The 25,332-nt window shown below is 39.5% G+C and carries 26 protein-coding genes and 1 other annotated feature; of the genes, 20 read left to right on the top strand and 6 right to left on the bottom strand.

The window, feature by feature from the left end:
* The first annotated feature begins 62 nt into the window (after window positions 1-62).
* Complete coding sequence (locus IW510_RS17790; protein ID WP_330932669.1) at window positions 63-284, top strand: hypothetical protein; 222 nt, start codon at window positions 63-65, stop codon at window positions 282-284.
* Window positions 285-362: 78 nt separating this feature from the next.
* Here the strand turns inward: IW510_RS17790 and IW510_RS17785 are convergent, their stop codons facing one another.
* Window positions 363-551, bottom strand: a complete 189-nt coding sequence (locus tag IW510_RS17785) for a hypothetical protein (RefSeq protein ID WP_202061907.1) — start codon at window positions 549-551, stop codon at window positions 363-365.
* A 326-nt stretch (window positions 552-877) separates the two neighbouring features.
* Between IW510_RS17785 and IW510_RS17780 the strand changes: the two genes are divergently transcribed.
* Window positions 878-2,140: an aminoacyltransferase gene (locus IW510_RS17780; RefSeq protein ID WP_202061905.1), complete on the top strand. Its 1,263-nt coding sequence runs from the start codon at window positions 878-880 to the stop codon at window positions 2,138-2,140.
* Window positions 2,141-2,988: 848 nt separating this feature from the next.
* Entirely contained in the window at window positions 2,989-3,177 is a 189-nt protein-coding gene (locus IW510_RS17775; RefSeq protein WP_202061903.1) for a hypothetical protein, read from the top strand.
* A gap of 99 nt (window positions 3,178-3,276) precedes the next feature.
* Here IW510_RS17775 and IW510_RS17770 read toward each other — a convergent pair whose 3' ends face one another.
* Window positions 3,277-3,426, bottom strand: coding sequence for a hypothetical protein (locus IW510_RS17770; protein ID WP_202061902.1), 150 nt, complete (start codon window positions 3,424-3,426; stop codon window positions 3,277-3,279).
* A 278-nt stretch (window positions 3,427-3,704) separates the two neighbouring features.
* Here IW510_RS17770 and IW510_RS17765 point away from each other — a divergent pair, with 278 nt between their 5' ends.
* The 12 genes from IW510_RS17765 to IW510_RS17710 all read left to right on the top strand — a co-directional run bounded on the left by IW510_RS17765 (window position 3,705) and on the right by IW510_RS17710 (window position 15,365).
* Complete coding sequence (locus IW510_RS17765; protein ID WP_202061901.1) at window positions 3,705-4,166, top strand: universal stress protein; 462 nt, start codon at window positions 3,705-3,707, stop codon at window positions 4,164-4,166.
* A 320-nt stretch (window positions 4,167-4,486) separates the two neighbouring features.
* Window positions 4,487-4,942: a hypothetical protein gene (locus IW510_RS17760; protein WP_202061900.1), complete on the top strand. Its 456-nt coding sequence runs from the start codon at window positions 4,487-4,489 to the stop codon at window positions 4,940-4,942.
* Between the two features lie 100 nt (window positions 4,943-5,042).
* Window positions 5,043-5,090 (top strand) — a sequence feature (sodium ion sensor (DUF1646 type); this cis-regulatory element may regulate processes involved in with the transportation of sodium ions).
* Window positions 5,091-5,215: 125 nt separating this feature from the next.
* Window positions 5,216-5,542 carry a hypothetical protein gene (locus tag IW510_RS17755; protein ID WP_202061899.1) on the top strand — a complete coding sequence of 109 codons (327 nt, stop codon included), beginning with the start codon at window positions 5,216-5,218 and terminating at the stop codon, window positions 5,540-5,542.
* Entirely contained in the window at window positions 5,529-7,529 is a 2,001-nt protein-coding gene (locus tag IW510_RS17750; RefSeq protein ID WP_202061898.1) for a V-type ATP synthase subunit I, read from the top strand. Before IW510_RS17755 ends, IW510_RS17750 begins: the two co-directional genes overlap by 14 nt.
* A gap of 17 nt (window positions 7,530-7,546) precedes the next feature.
* Complete coding sequence (locus tag IW510_RS17745) at window positions 7,547-8,020, top strand: V-type ATP synthase subunit K (protein WP_202061897.1); 474 nt, start codon at window positions 7,547-7,549, stop codon at window positions 8,018-8,020.
* A gap of 34 nt (window positions 8,021-8,054) precedes the next feature.
* Window positions 8,055-8,636 (top strand): V-type ATP synthase subunit E, encoded by a 582-nt coding sequence (locus IW510_RS17740; RefSeq protein WP_202061896.1) that lies wholly within the window; start codon window positions 8,055-8,057, stop codon window positions 8,634-8,636.
* An 11-nt stretch (window positions 8,637-8,647) separates the two neighbouring features.
* Window positions 8,648-9,649 carry a V-type ATPase subunit gene (locus IW510_RS17735; protein WP_202061895.1) on the top strand — a complete coding sequence of 334 codons (1,002 nt, stop codon included), beginning with the start codon at window positions 8,648-8,650 and terminating at the stop codon, window positions 9,647-9,649.
* Entirely contained in the window at window positions 9,639-9,950 is a 312-nt protein-coding gene (locus IW510_RS17730) for a V-type ATP synthase subunit F (protein ID WP_202061892.1), read from the top strand. The genes IW510_RS17735 and IW510_RS17730 overlap by 11 nt, the downstream gene beginning before the upstream one ends.
* Before the next feature lie 142 nt (window positions 9,951-10,092).
* Window positions 10,093-11,874: a V-type ATP synthase subunit A gene (locus IW510_RS17725; protein ID WP_202061890.1), complete on the top strand. Its 1,782-nt coding sequence runs from the start codon at window positions 10,093-10,095 to the stop codon at window positions 11,872-11,874.
* Entirely contained in the window at window positions 11,867-13,243 is a 1,377-nt protein-coding gene (locus tag IW510_RS17720) for a V-type ATP synthase subunit B (RefSeq protein ID WP_202061888.1), read from the top strand. Before IW510_RS17725 ends, IW510_RS17720 begins: the two co-directional genes overlap by 8 nt.
* Window positions 13,244-13,248: 5 nt before the next feature.
* Window positions 13,249-13,878 (top strand): V-type ATP synthase subunit D, encoded by a 630-nt coding sequence (locus IW510_RS17715; RefSeq protein ID WP_202061886.1) that lies wholly within the window; start codon window positions 13,249-13,251, stop codon window positions 13,876-13,878.
* A 464-nt stretch (window positions 13,879-14,342) separates the two neighbouring features.
* Window positions 14,343-15,365, top strand: a complete 1,023-nt coding sequence (locus tag IW510_RS17710) for a DUF1002 domain-containing protein (protein ID WP_202061885.1) — start codon at window positions 14,343-14,345, stop codon at window positions 15,363-15,365.
* Window positions 15,366-15,441: 76 nt separating this feature from the next.
* Here the strand turns inward: IW510_RS17710 and IW510_RS17705 are convergent, their stop codons facing one another.
* Window positions 15,442-16,269, bottom strand: coding sequence for an undecaprenyl-diphosphate phosphatase (locus IW510_RS17705; protein ID WP_202061884.1), 828 nt, complete (start codon window positions 16,267-16,269; stop codon window positions 15,442-15,444).
* A 351-nt stretch (window positions 16,270-16,620) separates the two neighbouring features.
* Here IW510_RS17705 and IW510_RS17700 point away from each other — a divergent pair, with 351 nt between their 5' ends.
* From IW510_RS17700 to IW510_RS17685, 4 genes are all read left to right on the top strand, one after another.
* Entirely contained in the window at window positions 16,621-17,709 is a 1,089-nt protein-coding gene (locus IW510_RS17700; protein ID WP_202061883.1) for a DUF871 domain-containing protein, read from the top strand.
* Window positions 17,684-18,577, top strand: coding sequence for an N-acetylmuramic acid 6-phosphate etherase (murQ, locus tag IW510_RS17695; RefSeq protein ID WP_202061882.1), 894 nt, complete (start codon window positions 17,684-17,686; stop codon window positions 18,575-18,577). The genes IW510_RS17700 and murQ overlap by 26 nt, the downstream gene beginning before the upstream one ends.
* A gap of 13 nt (window positions 18,578-18,590) precedes the next feature.
* Window positions 18,591-20,033, top strand: coding sequence for a PTS transporter subunit EIIC (locus tag IW510_RS17690; protein WP_202062012.1), 1,443 nt, complete (start codon window positions 18,591-18,593; stop codon window positions 20,031-20,033).
* Window positions 20,034-20,298: 265 nt separating this feature from the next.
* Window positions 20,299-21,147 (top strand): MurR/RpiR family transcriptional regulator, encoded by an 849-nt coding sequence (locus IW510_RS17685; RefSeq protein WP_202061881.1) that lies wholly within the window; start codon window positions 20,299-20,301, stop codon window positions 21,145-21,147.
* Window positions 21,148-21,315: 168 nt separating this feature from the next.
* Here IW510_RS17685 and IW510_RS17680 read toward each other — a convergent pair whose 3' ends face one another.
* The 3 genes from IW510_RS17680 to IW510_RS17670 form a co-directional block, all read right to left on the bottom strand.
* On the bottom strand, window positions 21,316-22,017 hold the full coding sequence (locus IW510_RS17680; RefSeq protein WP_202061879.1) for a histidine phosphatase family protein: 702 nt from the start codon (window positions 22,015-22,017) through the stop codon (window positions 21,316-21,318).
* Between the two features lie 422 nt (window positions 22,018-22,439).
* Window positions 22,440-23,147 carry a histidine phosphatase family protein gene (locus tag IW510_RS17675; RefSeq protein ID WP_202061877.1) on the bottom strand — a complete coding sequence of 236 codons (708 nt, stop codon included), beginning with the start codon at window positions 23,145-23,147 and terminating at the stop codon, window positions 22,440-22,442.
* 25 nt (window positions 23,148-23,172) lie between these two features.
* A complete protein-coding gene (locus IW510_RS17670) occupies window positions 23,173-23,799 on the bottom strand; it encodes an MBL fold metallo-hydrolase (protein WP_202062009.1) in 627 nt (208 codons plus the stop codon).
* 319 nt (window positions 23,800-24,118) lie between these two features.
* On the opposite strand from IW510_RS17670, the gene guaC reads away from it, so the two are divergent.
* Complete coding sequence (gene guaC / locus IW510_RS17665; RefSeq protein ID WP_202061876.1) at window positions 24,119-25,096, top strand: GMP reductase; 978 nt, start codon at window positions 24,119-24,121, stop codon at window positions 25,094-25,096.
* Window positions 25,097-25,332: the final 236 nt, after the last annotated feature.

The raw sequence follows: 25,332 nt of genomic DNA, 5'->3' as shown, positions 1-25,332 counted from the left end.
TATACAAACTTTTTCGTTCTACTTTTGTTTTATTGAATGTGATAGAATCTGGGAGAAAGAGAGTGATAGAGTTGGTAAATAAGTATGAGGAACTGTTAGAACAGCTAGCTGCTGGCGAGATTGAAGAGATTCGAGTTCCAAATGATGAATTTTTCGTTTTTCGTGACGCTTGGCTAAAAAGAGCGGATCGCATCCTGTTTGTAGGTGAAGCGTCCCTTGGCGGTCATGTGATATACAGATATGAGCAATCGGATTCTGTAAAAGAAGAAAACGAAGAAGCATAAAAAATAAAAAGGAATCATGCGATTACTCAGTAACACGCGCATGATTCCTTTTTATAATTTTAGTTAAAACAATTTCTGTTAAAAATTGATAAAAATAAGCAACAATCCAAGAAGTGAGGCAGGAGCTCCAACCCAAAGGTACGGCTTTGTTAATCCATTCCAGGCTTTCTTGTTGTAAAAGGCCCGTATCTGGTAGTTAATGCTGCCGGCAGCAAGTAAGGCAATACCTGTGAACAAAAGAATTAACGCAATAATTAATATAGTCATCTTAATCCACCTCCTAGTTTTATTATAGCGAAGAATAGAGAAAACATACAGTACCAGCCCTTGCTTGTATCTGTAGAAAAGGGGTTGGAAGTGATAACTTGAAAAATAGAGTGTCATATAAAAAGCTGAAAAAGAACGTACGCCATTGATTGATTTCCATATTTTTTCAAAAATATAAGAAGAAATCATCTTTTTTAGTGGAATCAATTGCGTAAAGGGGAGAGAACTAGTTATAATAGAGAACGTTAAGCTTAAAACTATATGAATGTTATATACATAATCGAAATCGAAGCAATATGATTATAAAAGAGATTGGAGCAGTTTGAATGTATAAATTTTGTTTACTGAATGAAAATGAATTTGGAGCATATACCAATCAGTCGGATTCAGGAAACTATTTGCAAACGCAAGAAATGGGTGCTTTAAAAAGTCTGAGAGGTGCAGAGGTGTTTTACCCTGCATTGAAGGATGAGAACGGAACAGTTGCACTAGCTGCAATTATGACAAAAGCAAAGTTGGGTGTTGGTTTTGTTTTTGATATTGATGGCTTGGAGTTGGCAGATAATGACGCAATGACAGCTGAATTTCTAACTCAGCTTAAAGCCTACGTAAAGGCGAACGACGGGCTTTATTTAACAGTGACACCAAATCGTCCATACGGTACGTATGATTATCGAGGAAATCTGCTGACAGAGAAGAATGAGGAGCTCATCTCTTTCTTTAAGACACAGCAGTTTGTTCATGAGGGCTTTTCGCAAGGCTACTCCTCGGATGGTAATCCTCAATGGATTTATAAAAAGGATTTGACGGGTCTGACAGAGGCAACATTAATAAAATCTTATAATAAAGATGCAAAATACAGTCTTAATAAAGCTAAAAGCTTTGGTATTACGACAAGAGAGCTGTCCTACGAAGAGCTGTCACTGTTCAAAGAGATTACGGAAAGGACTAGTGTCCGGAGAAACTTTACAGATAAAACCTTGGATTATTATCAAGCGGTCTATCAGGCCTATGGCGAACGGGCGAAGTTTGTAGTAGCTGAAATCAATTTTCAAAACTATTTGGACAGTTTGGAGAAGCAAAAATTACAATTGGAGCAGAAGCTTGCGGATGTAGAAACCTTCTTAGTGGTTAATCCGAACAGTCGGAAAAAGAACAACCAAAAACGGGAATTTACGGATGAGCTTTCAACCTATGAAAAGAGAATCGCCGAAGGGAAACAGATGCTGCAGGAAAATGGGGAGGCTGTATCTTTAGCCTGTGCGTTATTCCTAACCTGTCCACATGAAACTGTTTATCTATTTTCAGGAACAGAAGAGAAGTATAAAAAACTATATGCACCATTTCTAATTCAAGATAAAATGCTGCGATATTCTGTAGATAAAGAAATTCCATTATATAATTTTTATGGAATTGAAGGGGTATTTGATGGTTCTGATGGCATCCTAAAATTCAAAGAATCTTTTAATGGTTATGCGGAAGAGAAGGTAGGAACGTTTAGAGTAATTCTTAATCCGGGTAAATATAAGCTATACATGATGTTGAAGCATGCAAGGGAATTTGTAAGCAGACTCAGAGGAAGAGCTTAAACTTTGAGAAAAAAACTTGAATAAACGTGTGGGGAATTGAATGCATTTCCTTACTCATTTGGTAAAAGTGCAAGTAATTTCTGTTCGAACAGATCAAGTACTAGTTTTTTTGAAAAAAAGAAATATTTCAAAAGAATAGTTGACTCAAAAAGATGAGACTGCTATTCTTTTTGAAATTTTCGCAATCTTTATGTAAAAAAGCGAAATGATATCGTTTTGTAGAAAAAACATGTAAAAACCTTTCGTATAAAGGGTTTTGTTTGTTAATTTGTTTTTATAGCATAAAAAACTGCATGTTTTTGACACTTTTTCTTTTTTTTGCTCATAATTGAAGTTATTTTTGCAAATTTAACAAATATTGAGCGTTGCTCTTTATTTCTTCATATTTGTTTGTTATTCTTTACTTAAGAATTGGATAGATAAAAACACATTCCTTTCTTAAATATTTGAGCAAGGGGGCCAGGATTTACAGGTGATTATCGGATTGATTCCGCTAGATCAAAACGATAATATTATATTTCTGGTAACAAGAAATTTAAGCTACAAATAAATGAAACAAAGCTAGAAAGTGCAGGATAAGCTATGACGTCTGGGGAGGCATTATAGCTTATTTTTTTTGCTATAATTTCAGAGATATCAAGGGTTAGCGAGGGTGGAAGCAGTCATTCTGTTTAAAAGGAGCTAACCAATTAGGAGTCAGGGTCCTATATCGCACATGAGCGAAGCAACTTGTTCCGCTTTTCTATCTAGCTTCACGAGTTCGGTCAGCTTTTCTAAAAAAATGTTTTATTAGTAGTTGTTATGGGTTAAAATGATAGTTTGATGAATGGAATAAAGGAGAGAAAGAAATGAACAAAGATGAATTAATCAAACAAGCAAAAGAACTAATCAGTAAAGGAAATATCGAGAAGGCAAAAAGCTTTTTGGAGGAGCACAAGGATGAGATTGGTGAGCAGTATGACAAGCTGAAAAAATCCCTTCCTGATTTTAAGATGGACGACATCGCCGACCAAGTAAAAGGTTTTTTCAAAAAATAAAAAAAGACAAACAAAAAAGGGTATCAGTTCTATTCCTTAGACTGATACCCTTTTAATCTGTAGTACTACTCAAATCATCCATTTTAACTGTTTAGCTCCTTAAGCAGTTTCTTTTAGTTGACGTACAGCTTGTTTAATTGTGATACCGTAAGCTACTTTGTTATGGTCATTAGCATCATAAACCATAAAAATATTGTTCTTTGTATCAAATGCTACACGATAACTAACATTGTTTGTTTTGAATGTCATACTATCATCTCCTTCCATCAAAGTTTCAGTGAAAGGCAACGAATATAATAACGAAATCCTGAAGTAATAATACCACAGTTGAAAGATTTTGGCAATATTTTGCCTGAGGGTGTATAAAATAGAAGAAACCACAGCGTAGTGATGCGCAATTTGAAGCTACTATCCATTCTTTGTGCAAAGGATGCGGTTCGATGTGGACTTTTTCAGAAAAAAACAGAGAATCCTTTGTGTTTCAGTCGTTTCATAGTAAAATGAAAGAGTAAAGGGAGGGATTTACTATGGAAAACAATTATCAAAATATTCTAGTGGCAGTTGACGGTTCTCCACAGGCGGACCAGGCATTTGAAAAAGCGATTGAAATCGCTAAACGAAATCAGGCAAAGCTTCATGTGGTCTATGTGATTGAAGAAATCGGCAACTATTTTGGAGAGTTGACCATATCCGTTACCAATGCTATGGAAGATTTAAGAAAAAAAGAAGAGGAAAAGATGCAGCAAAGAGTTGACTTTGCTCATGCAGGTGGCCTAGATAATGTAGCAACCTATGTTGTATATGGATATCCTAAAACATTGCTGGCAAACTTTTCTGAGGCTGAAGAAACCATTGACTTAGTGATTATTGGAAAAACTGGGTTGAATGGCTTGGAAAGAATCTTAGTTGGCTCAACAACCTCTTATGTGGTCAATCACGCGTCTTGTGATGTACTGGTTGTGACAACAACGAAGGATGAAGCAAAGTAAAAAGTGAATATAGGAGAGGTTGGGGCAGAAGCGGTTAGCTTCAAGCAATAAGACGGAATTTACAAAAATTGTATTACAAATTTTTGCTAAATTTCAGCTTATTGTCGAAGAAGTTGCTTCTGTCCCACCGTTTATTCGGATATGGGTACACGATGAGTCTGGGAAACTATTTATGTTCCAGATTCTTTTTCATTTTTATGAAACAAATATAGACGTTTCTAAATTAGCTTTTTCCAGACATTACATTTTTAGCCGTAAAATGTAAAGACTACAGCTAAGATATTGTTTATACTAAAAGAAAAAGGAAGCTGGTGGAAGAAATGGAACATCTCGTGTACACAGATGCAAAATCAAAGGTGTTTGACAAAATTATGGCAGGGGAAAAGACGGTAATTGTTCGGGGCGCTGCTGGAAGAAAGCTGCCCCATAGCCGAGTATTTGCGGGAGAAAAGCTTTATTTTATCGAGAACAATGGTTCTGGTGAGATAAAGGGGACAGCTTTTGTCAAAAGTGTGTTCAATTCTGAGAAGATGACTGCTGAAGAATCAACTGAAATTTTGGAAGCAAAGCAAGAGCAGCTGCAACTGTCTGCTGCACAGAAAAAACGCTGGTATGGAAAGAAGGTATTGTGCCTGATTGAGATTGAACAGCCTGAAATGATTGCTCCTATGTACTTAGACAGGCAAAAAAACATGGATGATTGGCTAGTTGTTGAAAATATAATGGACATAACAACGGATGGAAATGCTGAGGCGTACAAAAATATCCGATTATAATATAGGAAAAGAACCTGCAGGAATTCAAATATATATTGATATATTTGAATTCCTACGGGCTTTTTGCTAAAATAACGTTATGTGAATTTAAGAAATTAATGGTTGGGCGGAAGCTTCAAGGATCATGTTCTTCAAGGGGTGAGAAGAACTGCTTTTTGAGTTCGGTCTTTTTTTCTTATTTCATAGAAAAGAAAAATGTCGTTTTTGTACGCATTTTCTTGCTTATGATTATTTCTAAAACAAATAAGACAATGCTTTGTTGGAGGTGAAAGAATGGTTTTAGATGCTTTAGAGCAAATTCGTCAGGCTGAAGAACAAGTACAGCAAATGAAAAAAGATGTACAGCAGGAAATGACTGATTTTGAAATGAAGAAAAATCAAGAAATTTTACAATTGCAAAAAAGCAGTCAGGAAAAGGTTAAAAAACTGCTTCAAGAAACAGAACATTTCCAACAAGAACAGCTAAAAACAGAAAAAGATATCTTATTAAAAGATGCGGAAGAACAGAAAAAATCCTTCCAATCAAAATATGATGGGAACAAGAATCAAATGATTGAGTATATTGTAGAAAGGGTGAATGAACTTTATGGCAGTCAATAAGATGGAAAAAGTAACATTAATAGCGGCTGCTGAAAAGGAAGAGGCGATTCTGCAATCAATCCAAGGTTTGCAGACCGTTGAAATCAAAGACTTCTATCACTCAAGTGTGGATCAAGCATATCTCGACAGCTACTTTGCTGTTAGTCAGGTGTCTGGAAAGGCATTTGACAAAAAATATTACGAAGAACTGCTTCTAAGGATTCAGGATGCGCTATTGTTTATGGCCCACTTTGCCAGTAAAGAGGGAAAGAAGATTGGCATTAAACGGCAAGTTCAAACGCTTGATTTCTTAGAAAACTCTTTTAATCGAGAGCAAATCGTTACCTACCTCAATGAAATCGAAAGTCTGAAAAAGCGATTGAATGATGTAGAGAATCAACGGAAAAAGCTTCTTGCAGATGAAGATTGGCTGGCAAGATGGCAGTCTTTAGATGTTGTTCCTCAAGAGGTGACATTGAATGATGCTTCTCTTGTATCAGGTTCCTTAAATGTTGCCAACAATCAGGAATTTCTAAATGAGCTGGCACAGCTGCCGTTTGTATACGCAGAGGAAATTTACCAAAGCACAAATCATGTTTACTATAGTCTTATTTTTCTAAAGAAAAACGAAGAAATGATCAACGTACTGTTGAGTAAGTTCAGCTTTGATAAGATGAACTACCCATATGATGTTCTTCCTACTGAAGCTTACGAGCAAACCAAGAAAGAATTAGCTTCTTTAGTAGAAGAGGAGAAGCAGATTAAGAAAGCACTGGCTGCTTATCGTGAGCATCAGGAAGAGCTGTATTTTGCAGAAGAAATGGTTTACGCATTGATTTATCGTGAAGAAGCGAAAAATCATTTGCTCAATACAGATTACTTCTCGTTGATACAGGGCTGGATTCCGGAAGATGAAAAGCTGAGCTTTCAGGAGTCGTTATATGATACGGTTCCTAAGTCAGAGCTTTATATGGTTTTTGAACAGCCGACATCAGAGGAAATTCAAAAAGATATTCCCGTTAAGCTGAAAAACAACAAACTGGTTGCACCGTTCGAAATGCTAACGGAAATGTATAGCCTGCCTCAGTATGAGGAAATCGATCCAACACCGATTATGACACCGTTTTATATGGTATTTTTCGGTATGATGGTTGCCGATTTGGGTTATGGGCTGTTAATGCTCATTGGTACGCTGATTGCAAGAAAGACGATGATTCTACCAAGAGGGATGAAACGCTTTGTTGACTTCTTTTTTATTCTGTCATTTCCGACAATTATCTGGGGCTTCATCTATGGTTCCTTTTTCGGTGCTACATTCCCGGAAAGTCTGTTTGGCATTAACCTGCCATTCCCAATTCTTTCCACAACGGAAGATGTAAATACAATTTTACTTCTTTCTGTAGCGTTTGGTTTTATTCAGTTAATGACAGGATTGATGGTCAATGGTATTGAGCTGACTAAACGTAAACAGTATTTAGAAAGTATCGGCAGCAGCTTTGCCTGGCAAGGTCTTCTGATTGGGATTCTCGTTGCTGTCTTGGGAACAATCGTATTGAAAAATAATGGTTTCCTGATGACAGGAGCAGTCATTGCGGTTATCTCTGCATTATCCATCGTAGCGGTTCCCGTGATTCAATCAAAATCTAAAGCAAAAGGTATTGCTAAAGGACTCTATGAATTATATAACTTGACAGGCTACATTGGCGATTTGGTCAGTTATACTCGTTTGATGGCACTGGGTATTTCCGGCGGGAGTATCGCAGCTGCGTTTAATATGCTGGTTGAATTCATGCCTCCAGTTGCAAGATTTACTGTTGGGATACTGTTGATTATTGCACTGCATGCCTTGAATTTATTCTTGAGCTTGCTGAGTGCTTATGTACATGGTGCTCGTTTGCAGTATGTAGAGTTTTTCGGAAAGTTTTATACAGGTGGCGGACGTGCATTCCAGCCATTAAAGACAGAAGAGAAATATTTGAACATTGAAAAGATGAAAATGAAGAAATAAGTGGAGGAATATAAACGATGATTGATTACTTAATTAATGAAAATGGTGGCATTATTTTTGCGGTTTTAGGGATGGCAATGGCAACAATTTTAGCAGGTATTGGTTCTGCTAAGGGTGTAGGTTTTACTGGTGAGGCCGCTGCTGCGTTGACAACAGAACAGCCGGAAAAATTTGGTCAGGCTTTAATATTGCAACTATTACCAGGTACACAGGGTCTTTACGGCTTCGTTATTGCGTTCCTAATCTTTATCAACTTAGATAACAGCATGACAATGGTTCAAGGATTGGATTACTTTGTTGCTTCACTGCCAATCGCTTTCGCTGGTCTGTTTTCAGGGATTGCACAGGGACGTGTAGCCGCAGCAGGTATTCAAATCTTGGCTAAAAAACCTGAACATGCAACTAAAGGGATTATCTACGCAGCGATGGTAGAAACGTATGCAATCCTAGGCTTCGTTATTTCATTCTTACTTGTATTGAACGTAAAATAAGAGGTAAAAAATTACTTCGAGTAGGAGGAAAACCATGGATGCAATCGAAAAAATCGTTGAACAGATCCTTGAAAAAGGAAAAGACGAGATAGCAACCTATAAAAGTGCTGAAAAAGAGCGCATCGAAAAGAATTTTGATGAACAGGTTGCTGCTATAGAAATTCAAGAGAAGAATCAATTAGATAAAAATACAGAATTAACAAAAAAGGCGTTTAAGCAAAAGCAAAATCGCCAACAATTGGATGTTCGACAAGAAACATTGAACAGAAAGCAAGAGCTTTTGACTCAGCTGTTTAAGGAAACCGTCGAAAAGATGAACGAATGGGATACTGCAACTTTTCAAAATTTTGCTGCCAATGTTCTGTCTAACCTGCAATTGACAGGAGAGGTTCAATTGGATGCCGGTGAATATTCGCAGGATAAGCTCAGCCAAGAATGGTTGAATCAATTCCATACCGACAAGCTGACTGTTCAGTTATCTGACACCGTTATTCCAAAGGAAAGCGGCTTTGTCGTAGTAAAAGATGGTATCGAGTACAATTTCCTGTTTTCAACATTGGTTCAGGAAATCCAAAAGGCAGAAAGCTTTAAAATTGCAGAAATGCTATTCAGATAGGAGCAGGTGGAATGAAAGAGACAGCATATAACCAGATCAATCCTCTGATTCGAATCAAAGAAACCGAGCTTTTGAGTCCTGCCCAATATGAACAGCTGCTACAGGCTGAATCTATCAGTGAGCTGCGTGATATTCTGAAAAATACGGTATATGGCGAGTATTTGAGGGAAGATTTTGAAGACAATTTTGAGTATATCTATTCGAAAGAACAAGGAAAATTGTTTGAATGGTTTTATCAAATGGCTCCTGAGCCGGAAATCATTTCAATTTATACATCCAGATTTACGTTTCATAATCTAAAGGTTCTGACAAAGGCTGAAGTAACCAATCAAAACCTGGATCATCTTTTTGTTGAAGACGGACATTATTCGTTAAAAACAATAAAAAGTGCGATTCATACAAGAATGTCTAGTGAATTGCCTGAGGCTTATATGGAAGCAGTCAGAGAAGTGCTTGATTACCTTGAAGAATCGACTGTTTTACAAGCAATCGATATCATTTATGATCGTTCATTTCTAACCTATCAGCGTCAGCTTGCTGAAAAGCTCGGTTATGAAGATGTTGTGAAGGAAATTACGTCTTTTATTGATTTGACGAATATTTCCACAGCAGCCAGAGGCATCGTACAAGGACAGACAGAAACCTTCCTTTCTACGGTTCTTTCCAGCTCAGGAAGTATACCAAAAACAGAGTTTCTTCCATATGCGGGACAGTCATTAGAGGCCTTCACTTCATTTGCTGTTTCAACAAAATATGGAGAGATGCTCCATGCTTTAGTTGACTCAGAGACACACGAGCTGGATTTGGTCGCTTTTGAAAAAGTGAAGGATGATTATTTAACGAATATTTTCAATAGATCGAATGTCGTTGCGTTTGGACCATTGCCGCTGCTTTCTTATCTTAATGCTAAAGAAGTTGAGTGGAAGAATCTTAGAATGCTTGTTGTAGGAAAGAAAAATAATTTTCCTGTGGAACAGCTGAAAGAAAGGATGCGTTCAGTCAATGGCTCATAAAATTGGAGTAATTGGAGACAAATATTCTGTTATGCCATTTAAGCTTTTTGGTTTCGATGTTCGTTATGGTATGTCAGGACGTCAAATTCGAGAGAGTATTGAGCAAATGGCAGATGAGGATTATGGCGTGATTTTTATTACAGAGCAGGCTTCAGAGCAAGTGGTTGAGACGATTGACCGCTACAAAAGTAAAATGAAGCCGGCAATCATTTTGATTCCAAGCCATGCCGGAACCAATGGTATTGGCCAGCAAGCTGTTCAAGAAAATGTTGAGAAAGCGATTGGACAGAATATACTCTAAGTTATAGAACATAGAAAATCGAGCATTGTATCGTCTATAAAATGATAGACAACAATGAAGTAGGCCTGAACACTGCTGTTTAGAAGAGCAGCTGATTTCGCTACAACAGTCGATTTTAACTCTCGGAACAGGAGGAAAGTTAGTGCAAAAAGGAAGAATCGTTAAAGTATCCGGTCCTTTGATTATGGCGGATAATATGTCTGATGCTAGTGTACAGGATATCTGTCATGTCGGAGACTTAGGAGTAATCGGAGAAATTATTGAGATGCGCGGTGACGTGGCATCCATTCAGGTATATGAAGAAACAACAGGGATTGGACCGGGTGAGCCGGTTACCACGACAGGAGAGGCGCTTTCTGTAGAGTTGGCTCCGGGGCTGGTATCTCAGATGTTTGATGGGATTCAGCGGCCGCTGGATATCTTTGCAGAAGTTACAAATAGTAATTTTCTGGGAAGAGGGGTAAAAATCCCTGCTCTGAATCGTGAGAAGAAATGGTTGTTTGAACCCGCTGTATCAGTTGGGGAAGAAGTGACTGCCGGAGACATTGTCGGTATAGTACAGGAAACAAGCGTTATTACACATCAAATCATGGTTCCTTTTGGTGTTTCCGGAAAAGTGACGGAGATAAAAGCAGGAGAGTTTACCATTGAAGAAACAATCTATACAATCGAAACACAGCAGGGGACAAAAGAGTTCACAATGATGCAAAAATGGCCGGTTCGTAAAAGCCGTCCGATTTTTGAAAAACTGAATCCTGATGCGCCAATGATTACAGGACAGCGTGTCATTGACACCTTTTTCCCAGTGACTAAAGGTGGAGCAGCAGCTGTTCCAGGGCCTTTTGGTGCAGGGAAAACAGTTGTTCAGCATCAAATCGCCAAGTGGGCAGACGTAGACTTGGTTGTTTATGTCGGTTGTGGTGAACGTGGAAACGAAATGACCGATGTATTGAATGAGTTTCCTGAACTGGTTGACCCAAATACTGGAAAATCATTGATGGAACGTACCGTTTTAATTGCCAATACATCAAACATGCCGGTAGCAGCTCGTGAAGCATCTATCTATACAGGAATTACCATTGCGGAATACTTCCGTGATATGGGGTATTCTGTTGCGATTATGGCGGATTCTACCTCACGTTGGGCGGAAGCCTTGCGTGAGATGAGTGGACGTCTGGAAGAGATGCCCGGTGATGAAGGATATCCAGCTTATCTAGGTAGCCGTTTGGCTGAATACTATGAACGTGCAGGTCAGGCTATCGCTTTAGGGAAGGATCGTCGTGAAGGTAGTATCACTGCCATTAGTGCGGTATCACCTTCCGGAGGGGATGTTTCTGAGCCGGTAACCCAAAATACCTTGCGTGTTGTAAAAGTATTCTGGGGCTTGGATTCTATCCTGGCGCAAAAACGTCATTTCCCATCAATTAACTGGCTTCAAAGCTATTCGCTATATAGCTCAGAGGTAGGAAAATATTTAGATCAACAGCTACAGCAAGATTGGTCAGGGATGGTTGCCGAAGGCATGCGTATTCTCCAAGAGGAATCTCAACTGGAAGAAATCGTTCGTTTGGTAGGGATTGATTCTTTATCTGACAAGGACCGTCTGACACTGGAAGTAGCGAAGTCGTTGCGTGAGGATTATCTGCAGCAAAATGCGTTTGATGATGTGGATACATTTACATCAAGAGACAAGCAATTCAAAATGATGAACCTAATCTTAACCTTCTTTGAGGAAGGAAAGAAAGCATTAGACTTAAATGCTTATTTCTCAGAAATTATCAATGGAACAGCTGAAATCCGTGACAAGATTGCTCGAAGCAAATATGTACCGGAAGAAGAAATTAGCCGCTTAGATGATTTGGCTGAAGAAATTAAGACAACACTCAAACAAATCGTTGCAGATGGAGGGATGACAAATGATTAAAGAGTATCGCACAATCAATGAAGTTGTCGGCCCCTTGATGATTGTTGAAAAAGTAGAAGGCGTGAAGTACGAAGAACTGATTGAAGTTCGCATGCAAAATGGCGAAATCAGAAGAGGTCAGGTTCTTGAAGTGAATGGCGATAAAGCCATGGTTCAGATTTTTGAGGGAACCAGTGGGATTAATATTCGTGATTCAAAGGTTCGTTTTTTAGGTCACCCTCTTGAGTTGGGTGTTTCAGAGGATATGGTTGGTCGTGTCTTTGATGGCCTTGGTCGTCCAAAAGATAACGGCGTAGATATTCTTCCTGAGAAAAGAGTGGACATTAACGGGGAAGTAATCAATCCTGTTAGCCGAGATTATCCGGATGAATTCATTCAAACAGGGATTTCTGCTATTGACCATTTGAATACTCTTGTTCGTGGACAGAAGCTTCCGGTGTTTTCTGCTTCCGGTCTGCCGCACAAAGAATTGGCGGCACAAATTGCGCGTCAAGCCAATGTATTAAATAGTGATGATGATTTCGCTGTGGTTTTTGCAGCGATTGGAATTACCTTTGAAGAAGCAGAATTCTTTATGGAGGATTTCCGTCAAACCGGCGCGATTGATCGCTCTGTCTTGTTTATGAATTTGGCTAATGACCCTGCTATTGAGCGGATTGCTACACCTAGAATGGCGCTGACTGCTGCTGAGTATCTGGCCTATGAAAAAGGCATGCACGTACTGGTTATCATGACTGACATGACCAACTATTGTGAAGCGCTGCGTGAAATTTCTGCTGCCAGACGTGAGGTACCGGGACGTCGTGGGTATCCAGGTTATCTGTATACCAACTTGGCAACCTTGTACGAACGTGCAGGTCGAATTCGCGGGCTGAAAGGGTCGGTGACGCAAATACCGATTCTAACGATGCCTGAAGAAGATAAAACACATCCAATTCCCGATTTGACAGGGTATATCACGGAAGGACAAATTATTTTGTCTCGTGAACTGTACAAAAAAGGCATTCAACCGCCAATCGATGTTTTACCGTCTCTGTCTCGTTTGAAGGATAAGGGGACTGGTGAAGGAAAGACGCGTGTCGATCATGCCCCTACAATGAACCAGCTTTTCGCAGCTTATGCGCAAGGGAAGCAGGCGAAGGAGTTAGCGGTTGTTTTGGGAGAATCAGCATTGTCAGATGTTGACCGAATCTATGCAAAATTTGCAGATAGGTTTGAAAATGAATATGTGAATCAAGGGTTCCAAGAGAACCGTTCAATTACAGAAACACTTGATTTGGGCTGGGAGCTGTTATCTATGCTGCCAAGAACCGAATTGAAACGAATCAAGGATGATATGCTGGATGCTTATTTGACTGAGGGAGAGTGATCACAATGGCTAGATTGAATGTGAACCCCACTCGTATGGAACTCACCCGCCTGAAAAAGCAGCTGGGTACCGCAAGTCGTGGACATAAGCTTTTGAAGGATAAGCAGGATGAGCTGATTCGTCAATTTATTCTACTGGTTAGAAAAAACAATCAGCTTCGTATTGAAGTAGAGGAAGAGCTGACTGGTGCTTTATCAAGCTTTGTTCTGGCAAGCAGTACCTTGAATGAGGCCTTCATTGAAGAATTAGTGTCTATTCCAGCCAGTGAGGTAGCAGTGGATGTCATTGAAAAGAACGTGATGAGTGTCGCGGTTCCAATCATGAATTTTCACTACGACGAAGAAATTGTTGAGTCACCTCTGAATTATGGGTATCTAAACTCTAATGCAGAGTTGGATGTTTCCTTTGATAAAATTTCTACGATTCTGCCTAAGCTTCTGGAGCTGGCAGAGGTGGAAAAGACTTGTCAGCTGATGGCAGAGGAAATTGAGAAAACACGACGTCGGGTAAATGCATTGGAATACATGACGATTCCTCAATTAGAAGAAACGATTTACTATATCAAGATGAAGCTTGAAGAAAATGAGCGGGGAGAAATTACCCGTTTAATCAAGATTAAGGATATGGGATCATAGGAAGAATACTGCGAAAATCAGCTGTATTCTCCATAAAAATTTAAGAAGCTCGAAGAGTAGAACAACGATTGTTTCAATCATTGTTCTACTCTTTTTGCAAGAAGAAAAAATGTTTCATCTTCTTTCAGTCAACAGCTGAAAGAAGGCTCAGAGTTAGAATGGTTCGCAAAGTTATCAGTTAGGCAGTTTAAATTTTTTCTATGATAATTAACAATAGGTAAAGAAAAACGTGGAGATTTTCTTTATTCTCTGAAGTAGGCTATGATTATAGAGAACTCCTGAGGAATTATATTTATCATCTCTCTAAGTGACAAAGGGCAACAAGCAGCAAGCCCTACATTGCTTGATTTTCGATACAAGCGTATTTGTCAGAAAAAATGTGTGGTACTTTAGGTGTGATGAAAGGATTTGACAGGAGCAATGGCAATTAAAGTGAAAATTAATGATAAAGGTGGATATAAATAATGAAAATGAAAAATGCAGCATTAGCTATGACTATGATGTTGACAATGGGCGCAGCAGGGGCAATTCTGCCAACAGCTGTTTCTGCAGATAATACAGATACCGTCATTGATGAACGTTGGGGCAAGCCGACCTTTGTTGCAGGGGCGGGCTTATCTGAAACGCAAAAGCAAGAAACGATGAATATTTTAGGTATCACAGCGGATCAAGTAAACACTCAGACTGCAACTGGTGCGGATTTAATTAAGTACTTAGGCTCAGGAAGCGGTGATGATGCGGCGATGCTCAGCTCGGTTGTTGTTTCAAGAAAGAATGAGGGAGCAGGGATTACAGTTGATATTGTCACACCGGATAATATTACATTGATTACTGCCGATCAATATAAAAATCCACTGGTAACGGCAGGGATCACTGATGCTTCAATTAAGGTGGGCAGTGTAGTGAAGGTAACAGGAGAAAGTGCTCTGACAGGTGTCTATAAAGCCTTTGAAGCGAATGGCGATACGATTGATTCTGACCGGGCACAGCTGGCGCAGACGGAGTTAACAACAACGACAGATGTTGCCAATGAGATTACACAGGAGGCTGCAGACAGTAATTCTGATATGACGGAAGAAGAAAAGCAAGCGGCGAATGAGGCGTATCAAACACAACTGAATCAGACCTTAGTTGATATCAAAAAAGAATTGGCTGATTTAAAAGAGCAAAAGGGGGATTCGGTGACTGCAGCTGAAGTAGAGGAAGTTGTAAATAATGCCTTAAAAAACAATGACCTGTCTGAATACATTTCTCAAGACAGCATCAATCAACTGATTTCATTAGCACAGCAGTATTTGAATACGGAGGGTGTACTGTCGAAGGAATCCATTGCTCAGCTGGATAAAATCAGCGAAGGCTTTCAAAATACATTGAATAGTATTGGTGATAAATTTGGTGATTTGACAAATGCGGTCAAAGCAAATGAGGGCTTCTTCCAAGGACTATGGAACTCTATTACAGACTTCTTTGGAAATCTCTTTAAATAGAACTGAATACGATAAAAACAGCGTTCAGGAACCCGTAGTGGGTCTGAACGCTGTTTTTTGTTTTCTGTGATTGCTATTATGAGAACAGCCAATAGCTAATCAGCAGCACACCGAGAATAATACGATACCAACCAAACGCGGTAAAGTCGTTTTTCCTGATGTAATTCAATAAGAACTTGATAACAATGATTGATACAAAGAACGCAACGATTGCACCGACCAATAAAATAATAAATTCTGAAAAGACAAATGGGTTGCCCTTCAATAAGAACTTGATGATTTTAAGGAAGCTGGCTCCAAACATAACCGGGATTCCCAAGAAAAATGAGAACTCAGTTGCGACGAAGCGAGAAGCACCAATGATGATTGCACCAATGATGGTTGCGCCGGAGCGTGATGTCCCCGGAATCAGTGACAATACTTGGAAAAAACCAACCACCGCAGCGGCTTTATAGGTGAACTTGTTCAAGTCAGTACATTTCGGCGCTTTGTTCTTGTTTCTCTTCTCGATAATAATAAAAGCTACACCGTAAATAATCAGCATCAGAGAAACGGTGATGAAGTTATGGAATCGAGCATCAATTGCATCATCGAATAACAAGCCGATAACTCCTGCCGGTACACAGGCAACAAGTACTTTTTTCCAAAGCTCCCATGTATCATGCTTTTCTTCCACTGTTTTTGTCGGAGAAAAAGGGTTTAGCTTGTGAAAGTATAAAACAACGACGGCCATGATTGCTCCTAGCTGAATAACAACATTGAACATTTCCATGAAGTCGGCGCTCAAATTCATTTTGATAAACTCATCTGTCAGGATTAAGTGACCTGTACTACTGATAGGCAACCATTCTGTGATTCCCTCTATAATGCCGAGAACAATTGCTTTCCATAAATTTGATAACATAGATTCATTCCTTTCTATATGAACTGTATTAAATAGTAGAAGGAGCTATCTCTTGTCAAACAAGGAATAACACTCATTTCTTCCTTACATATTTAGTCAAATTCATATATGTAAAAATACATACAGTAACAGTATACCGTTAACTGAAAAAAAAACCAACTAGCGATAGAAATCATAAGAAAAAAATTTAGAATTTCGCTGTTTTGTTCGGATGTAAAGGATGCGTGTGGTACAAAAATCTAGTGCTATAATTGAAATTATATTCCGTTTTTAATGTTTATTAAAATTAATACTTGAAATTTTATTTCAGTCAAAGTATAATGAAAGCGTATTAATCAGGAGGTGAAGCAGATGTATGGTATTTCAGTATTTTTAGGGCAAGATATGACAGCTGAAACTAAATCCTATATCAGACAAATGAGCACAGCCGGTTTTAAGGGGATTTTTACCTCACTCCATATACCGGAGGAAAACGCTGCTCTGTATTCGGATAGATTAAAGAAGCTTGGAGAAATTGCCAAGTCTGAAAAAATGACATTGATGGTTGATATTTCAGGAGATGCGTTAAACCGTGCCGGTTTTTCGTTTGAGCGAATCGATCAGCTCCTTGAAGCTGGAGTTACAGGACTGCGCATGGATTACGCGATTTCGAATCAGCAAATGGCTATACTTTCCAATCAGTTGACAGTCGGCTTGAATGCAAGCACTCTAACCATGGAGGATATCAAGGAGTTGAGGGAGGCCAATGCGAATTTTAAAAATTTTGAGGCATGGCATAATTATTATCCGCGTCCTGAGACTGGCTTAGACAAAGAGAGCTTTCAACGAAAAAATAGTTGGCTGAAGGAGAATGACATTAGAGTATATGCCTTTGTCCCGGGGAATAAAGAGTTACGAGGACCATTAAGAGAGGGCTTGCCTACGCTAGAAGAGCATCGCCATGTGAACCCGTTGGCGGCTAGTCTTTCCTTGGAGAATTTATTGGTTGATGGTATTTATATTGGTGATCCGCAAATTGATCAACGAACAATGAACCAATTCGATTTTTATCTAAATCAGACGTTATTGGTTCTTGAAACTGAGAATCATGGCAGTCAATATTATTCGTATGTTTTAGGGGAGCATTCTAATCGTCTTGACGATGCGAGAGATGTTATTAGGAGTGCAGATGCTCGTTTTAAAGAAATTCCGGAAATTAAATTGGAGTTTACGAGTGAACGTACTGCTGGCAGCGTGACGGTTGATAATATCGGATATGGCAGATACATGGGCGAGATTCAAATCACCAAAAGAGACTTGCCAAGAAACGAGAAGATTAATGTTGTATCCAAAATTGTAAATGAAGATCGAGCCTTAATCCAAGCAATAAAAGGTGGAGCTCGGTTCAAATTAGTAGAGAAAGGATTTTTAAACCATGAATCTGGAAAATCTAACAACTGAAAAGCGAAATATGAACACCATGAATTTAGACCAGCTTTCTGTTAAGGAAGCATTAGTACGAATGAATGAGGAAGATCAAAAGGTTGCTATAGCGGTAAAAGAAGCATTACCTGAAATTGAGAAGGTAACCGTTCAAATTATTGACAGCTTTAATAAGGGTGGCCGCTTAATTTATATGGGCGCTGGTACGAGTGGGCGTTTGGGTGTCTTGGATGCTGCAGAATGTGTTCCGACCTTTGGTGTTTCCCCTGAAATGGTTCAGGGCTTGATTGCCGGTGGAGAACAAGCCATGACAATCGCTGTTGAAGGTGCCGAGGATTCCAAGGAATTAGGCAAACAGGATTTAATTGATTTAGATTTGAATGACACAGATTTTGTTGTCGGGATTGCCGCAAGTGGACGAACTCCTTATGTTATTGGCGGCCTGACCTATGCTAAAGAAATTGGTGCCGGTACCGCTGCTTTGTCTTGTAATAAGGGAGCAGAAATCAGCCAATATGCAGAAACAGCAATCGAGGTTGATGCGGGTCCTGAATTTTTAACAGGTTCCACGCGGTTGAAATCAGGTACTGCCCAAAAATTGATTTTGAATATGCTATCAACGATTTCTATGATTGGCATTGGGAAAGTATATGGAAACCTAATGGTAGATGTAAAGCCTACAAATGAGAAACTAGTCGAACGGTCAAAAAGGATTATCATGGAAGCAACAGGTTGTGATTATGGAACTGCCGAAGCGTATTTCATAAAAGCAGATGAAAATGTGAAGCTGGCAATTGTGATGCTTTTGACAGAGTGCAGTAAAGCGGAAGCAGAAGAAAAATTAATTAAGGGCAATCATTTTATTAAAAATACAATTTCTAATTAAGGAGGAAAAGATGATGGCAGATGAAAAGATTCAACGTTTGGCTAGGGAAATCTATGAAGAAGTCGGCGGTATGGAGAACGTAGAGAAGCTTCGCCACTGTATGACACGTGTGCGGATGGATGTTCGTGATTATAGTAAAGTCGATTTAGAAAAATTAAAAGCAATTGATGGTGTAATGGGTGTGGTAGAGGATGACACGCTACAGGTTGTAATCGGCCCGGGAACTGTGAATAAAGTAGCGCAGGAAATGGTCGATATGGCTGGTGTGAAGCTGGGTGAGGCTTTTCCTTCAACTGAAAAATCAGAAGATGGAAAAAGCGGTAAAGAGCTGGTAGAAGAAAAAGCGGCTCAAATGAAAGCTGAACAAAAAGAAAAGCATAAAAATAATTCGCCATTTAAAGCAATTTTAAAATCTATTTCTAATATTTTTGTCCCATTAATTCCGGCGTTTGTAGGAGCTGGGATTATCGGCGGGATTGCCGCTGTTTTGTCAAACCTGATTGTTGCCGGTGATATCGGCGCATCATGGCAGCAATACGTTGATGTGTTGAACATTATCAAAAACGGGATATTTGCTTACCTAGCTTTATATACAGGGATTAACAGTGCCAGTGAATTTGGTGCGACACCTGCACTCGGTGGGATTATCGGTGGTGTGACGATGCTTACTGGCATGAATGCTGAAGCACCATTGCCAAATCTATTTACTGGTGGTACATTGTCTGCCGGTCAAGGCGGGATTATCGGTGTAATTTTCGCAGTATGGCTGCTGTCTTTATTGGAAAAGCAGTTGCATAAAGTAATTCCTGATTCTATTGATATCATCGTTACGCCAACCATCGCTTTGTTGGTAATTGGTTTGGCAACGATTTTCCTTATCATGCCAATCGCGGGCGTGATATCAAACAGTCTTGTTGGTGTCATCAATACGATTCTTGAAAAGGGCGGTATGTTTGCCGGCTTCACATTGGGATTGACCTTCCTGCCAATGGTAATGTTTGGTCTGCATCAAATTTTGACTCCAATTCATATGGAAATGATTGCTCAAACTGGTCAGACTCTTCTATTGCCGATTCTGGCGATGGCTGGTGCCGGTCAGGTGGGTGCTGCACTTGCGTTATGGATTCGTTGTAAAAAGGATACTCAATTAGTAGAAATGATTAAAGGTGCATTACCTGTTGGAATTTTGGGTATCGGTGAGCCGTTAATTTATGGGGTCACGTTACCATTGGGTCGTCCGTTTATTACTGCTTGTATCGGCGGTGGTATCGGTGGTGCGGTTATCGGCGCGTTTGGAAATGTAGGCGCCATTGCAATTGGGCCAAGTGGTGCTGCGCTGATTCCGTTGATTGCGAATAATCAATGGCTTGCTTATGTACTTGGTTTGCTAGCTGCTTATGCTGGTGGCTTTGCCGCTACTTTCTTCTTTGGTATTCCTAAAGATATGAAAAACTAGTTAGAAAAAATTATTGTTCAGCTCTTAGCTTATCTAGTATCCATTTATATGGCATTCTTAATTATGCAGTTCGTTTCTATAGTGGAAAAACTAATTTGAGCGGATGGATAAAAGAATAGTTGAGTAAATTAGACAATAAATAAAGCAAAAAAAGACGAGAAAATTCTTGTCTTTTTTTGTCAGAGAATGAGAATTTTATCGGGATTATGCGCTATAATAGATTCAGAAACAGCCAGCTGAGTGGTTAGCGGGAGGAATGACAACTATGCAGCAAAATATTATTTTAACAATTCAAGATTACCGGGAGCAGCTGCCGAAATCTGAACAGAAAATTGCCGATTATATTTTAGAACATACGAATGAAGTGATTACGTTGAGTGCACAGGAGTTAGCTAAGCGAGCAGGCTCTAGTCCGGCAGCAATTATTCGCTTTTGCCATTCAATGCAGGTTAATGGATTTACTGAGCTAAAACTGCTCGTTTCAGCGAATCTTGGATCGGCTGGTGCCGAACTGTATACTGAGGTAGAGAAAGAAGAAACTGCAGAGGCCATTAAGCGAAAACTGAATATTCGTTTTGTTCATGCTTTGGAGAGAACCGCAGATTTATTGGAGGATAAGGACTTAGAAGCCGTTTTATCGGAAATCGAACGTGCAGAAATTATTTATGTATATGGCCTAGGTGCTTCGTCACTTGTGGCACAGGATGTTTATCAAAAGTTTACTAGATTGGGGAAGACTGTTTTCTATTCATTAGACCATCATCTTCTTGCATCTGCTTTGGGAACCGGGGAAAAGGAAAGCTTGTTTATAGGTATTTCGAACTCGGGAGAGACCTCTGAGGTGATTGCGTTGCTGAATATTGCCAAGGAAAATGGTATTTATTCCATTGGTATTACTGAAAATTGTGATTCTGCTTTAGCCGAGCAAAGTGATACGGTCCTTTTGACTGTAAAAGGGGAGGAAGCGCCATTAAGAAGTGCGGCTACGGTATCCCTAATTTCGCAGCTCTATATTGTTGATGTCCTGTTCTTTTACTATGCATCGAATAATTACGATGAGACGTTGAAGAAAATCCAACAATCAAGAAATACAGTTGACTATTTAAAGAAATAGGTGCGCGGTGTTGAAAGGAAGCTTTTATCAAAAAGGTCTGGGGATTTATTATTCAATCCCCAGACCTTTTTTTGTGTCTAAAACCGAAGCTGGTTCTTCGATTCATTTTTCAGGACAACAGCTTTCTTTTGCACGCTCACTGATGGTAGTTGCTGTTTGACTGACTTATCAATGGTGCTGCAAGAAGTGCTGTTTACCTGTTTCTATATAGTTCGTGTCATTCACTGTATCGATCGTAAACTTCCCATTGTTGTAGCAAACTGTTGTTACACTGCCATTAATTAAGTCGAACTGGATTGGTCGGCTAGTATCTATCAGTGAAAGGAAGAAGGCAATTGTATAGCCATGAGAAACAACTAACGCGTTGCCTCCATTATTTCTTTCACGATTTCGAGCGATGTCCTCAAATCCTGTCCAGACCCGTTCTCTAATTTGCTCGTAGGGCTCTGCCCAGCCTGTTGTATCAGCTGCAAGAATGGCATCCGCCAATTCTTTATAGGATACAGAAACCTTGGACATATCCGCTAAGCTATCTACATTTAGCAGTCGAGCCAGCAGCTCCCAAAGGATATTGTTATACCCGCCATCCAATGAACCGAATCCCCATTCCCTGATTCGTTCATCCATCTCATAGGGAATATTTTCCTTTTCTTGGTGCTGTTGAAGAATAATTTTTGCTGTTTGGATTGCTCGACCGCTGTCGCTGGAGTATGCCTCCTCAAAGGGAACCGATTGAAGTCCTGCACCTAGATGCTGAATGACTTCTCTTCCTTCCGGTGTTAGAGGTGTATCTGACCATCCTTGTACTCTGTCAATCGTATTGAACATTGTTTTTCCATGTCTAATTAGATAAAGCTTTGTTTCTGTCATTTTTTACACCTCATTTTTAGTTTGGTCGATCTTAACGAGCGAGTTGATTCGTTTTACGAAAATAACTGTCCTGTCTCAAAGTGAAGTAATACCAAGTTGTTGGAGCTTGAAAAAAGCGAACAGTACGATAGTTTTCCATCTATTTTTTGCTGATAGTTTTTGAATAGAATAATTACCAGCAGCAGCTCACGACCTTTCCCTTTAAGATGGTATTGATTATACAGCGTGCATGAGATAGGAAACAAAAATTCTGTTTGAGAGTTCAATCCGTAAAGCGCTCTCTTTGATTATGGTAAAGGGATTAGGAAATTATTAAGAATTGGTAAAAGAGGTTTTTAATCGTTTTTTGTAAAATAAAATTATAAAAAAACAATTCGCCTCCAAAAATGAGAAGCGAATTGCTTTAGCAAACGAAAAGGGAATTAGAGTAGATTTCGATGCTCCAATTCTTTTTTTCCATTTTCAATGTATGAAACATCATTGATTTTATCGATGGTAAATGTTCCGTTTTTGTAAATAAGTGTAGTGACACTACCGTTGTCCAAGCCCATTTGCATAGGCAGGGAGTCATCAATCAATGAAAGAAGAAATGAAATGGTCAATCCGTGAGAAACCGCCATGACATTTCCGCCGCCGGCTTTTTCACGTTGATGGGCCATATCCTCGAAGCCGGACCAGACCCGCTCTCTGATTTTTTCATATGGTTCCGCCCAATCTGCTGTATCTGCAGCAATGATAGCATTAGCCAAATCTCTGTAAGAAATGGTTTTTGACATCATCTCTTCATAATTGTTGAAGGCTAAAATACGAGGAACAACTCCCCATAATTCTCCATCATAACCACCATCCAGCGATCCGAAGCACCATTCTCTAATCCGTTTATCGGTTCGATAAGGGATTTTTTCTCCTTCAGTATGCTCCTGTAAAATAATTCGTGCAGTTTGCATTGCCCGCCCACTGTCGCTGGAATAAGCTTCCTTAAATGGAACGGCTTTTAGTCCCGCCCCTAATTGCTGAATGACTTGCTCGCCTTCAGTAGTTAAAGGAGTATCCGACCAGCCTTGAGTACGCCCAATGGTATTAAACATCGTTTTTCCATGACGTATAATATAAAGCTTTGTTTCTGTCATTTTTTACACCTCAATTGATTTCTATTTATTGAAAGAATGGATTTGTTCGCTTCTCATGCTCGATAGTGGTTGCATCCCCATGTCCCGGATAAGCCGGAAACTCATCAGGAAGTGTGAATAAATAGGTACGAATACCATCAAGCAGCTGTTCTAGATTTCCAGTGTACAAGTCTGTTCGACCAACACTTCCCTTAAAGAGTGCATCGCCGGTTACGACAAAATCATCAAAAACGAAGCTGACACTGCCAATCGAATGACCGGGAGTAGGAACGACTGTGAATGCCATCCCGCCAAGTTCATAATCCTTCATTTCAAATTCGTATTCTGCCGGTTGTACAATAATATCCGCCATATCATCATGACGAGCAAGACCGGATAAATTGAGCTGCGGATTTCCCAACCATTCCTGCTCCAGAGGGCTAACATAGACAGGGATAGCAAAATGCTTTCTCAAGCTTTCTACAGCACCAATGTGGTCATAGTGAGTATGGGTTAAAAGAATCGCTTCTGGCGTTCTTCCTGTTTTTTCAATTTCTCGGATTAGGCGTTGATCCTCAGCACCTGGATCCACAATCAGTAAAGATTTTTCATTAAATATCAAGTAGCAATTCTCTTGAATCACACCTGTTCTAAGTTGCTCGATTGTCAGCATAGTTATCATTACCTCACCTTCGTTTATAGTACAATTATACAATACTTAAGTGCAGAGTCCAAAGAAGCAAGAAAGATTTTCTGATGCATAGAAAGAATGGTTGATGGAAACAGCTCTTCGTTCGGATTTAAGCGTAGAAATGAGAAGAGAAAATAAAAGAAAATGGCAAATAACATAAGTTTTGTTAAGTTCTTTTTGACATTCTGCGGAAAATGATGTAAATTATCATGGGCATGAAAATTCCGAACGTTTTATTATTCACTTGTTCGTTTTTTATGTGTTTTCCAAAAAACTACTAAATTGCTGGGAGATAGTGACTATGAAAGTTTTTGATTATGAAGATGTACAGTTGATTCCTAATAAATGTATCGTTAACAGCCGATCAGAATGTGACACGACCGTTCGTCTAGGTGCACATGAGTTTAAGATGCCTGTAGTTCCTGCGAACATGCAGACGATTATCGACGAAACCATTGCAGAATTTTTAGCAGAAAATGGTTATTTCTATATTATGCATCGCTTTGATGAAGAAGCGCGTGTACCGTTCATTAAACGAATGAAGGAAAAAGGATTGATTACGTCAATCAGTGTTGGTGTTAAAGAGGGCGAGTATGGTTTCGTAGAAGAGTTGGCCAAACAACAGCTGATTCCTGATTACGTAACGATTGATATTGCCCATGGACATTCCAATGCAGTCATCAACATGATTCAGCATTTGAAAAAATTCTTACCTGAAACCTTCGTTATTGCCGGAAATGTAGGGACACCTGAAGCGGTAAGAGAGTTGGAAAATGCCGGAGCGGATGCGACAAAAGTCGGAATCGGACCTGGTAAGGTTTGTATTACGAAAATCAAGACAGGCTTTGGAACCGGTGGCTGGCAGCTTGCTGCGCTACGCTGGTGTGCGAAAGCGGCTCGCAAACCAATCATTGCAGATGGAGGTATCCGTACACATGGTGATATTGCAAAATCTGTTCGTTTTGGTGCGACAATGGTCATGATTGGTTCTCTGTTTGCCGGACATGAAGAATCACCGGGAGAAACCAAGGTAGAGAACGGCGTTGTTTACAAAGAATATTTTGGTAGTGCTTCTGAGTTCCAAAAAGGCGAAAAGAGGAACGTTGAAGGGAAGAAAATCTGGATTAGGTATAAAGGAAAACTATCAGATACATTAATCGAAATGCAGCAGGATCTACAATCTTCCATTTCTTATGCTGGTGGAAAAGACTTAGAATCTGTTCGGAAAGTAGATTATGTTATCGTGAAAAACTCTATTTTTAATGGGGATACAATTTAGACTAATATTTTTTATAGGGCGTATCTGAAAATAGTTGCTGTTTCAGCTTTCAGATGTAACCTAAGAAGCTGTAAAGGAAATCGGAGGTGTGCTCCGTTTCCTTTGCAGCTTTTTTATTAATGACTTTAGTCGGTTTCAATCACTAAAGTGATTGAAACAAAAAAACCACGCGTACTGCGCGTGGAAGAAGTAGCTTTAGCGATAAAACTCCTTTCGATATACTAGATAAAGGCTAC

The organism is Enterococcus sp. BWR-S5 (assembly GCF_016745255.1).
Lineage (GTDB): Bacteria > Bacillota > Bacilli > Lactobacillales > Enterococcaceae > Enterococcus_L.
This window is presented reverse-complemented; position numbering and strand designations above follow the sequence as displayed.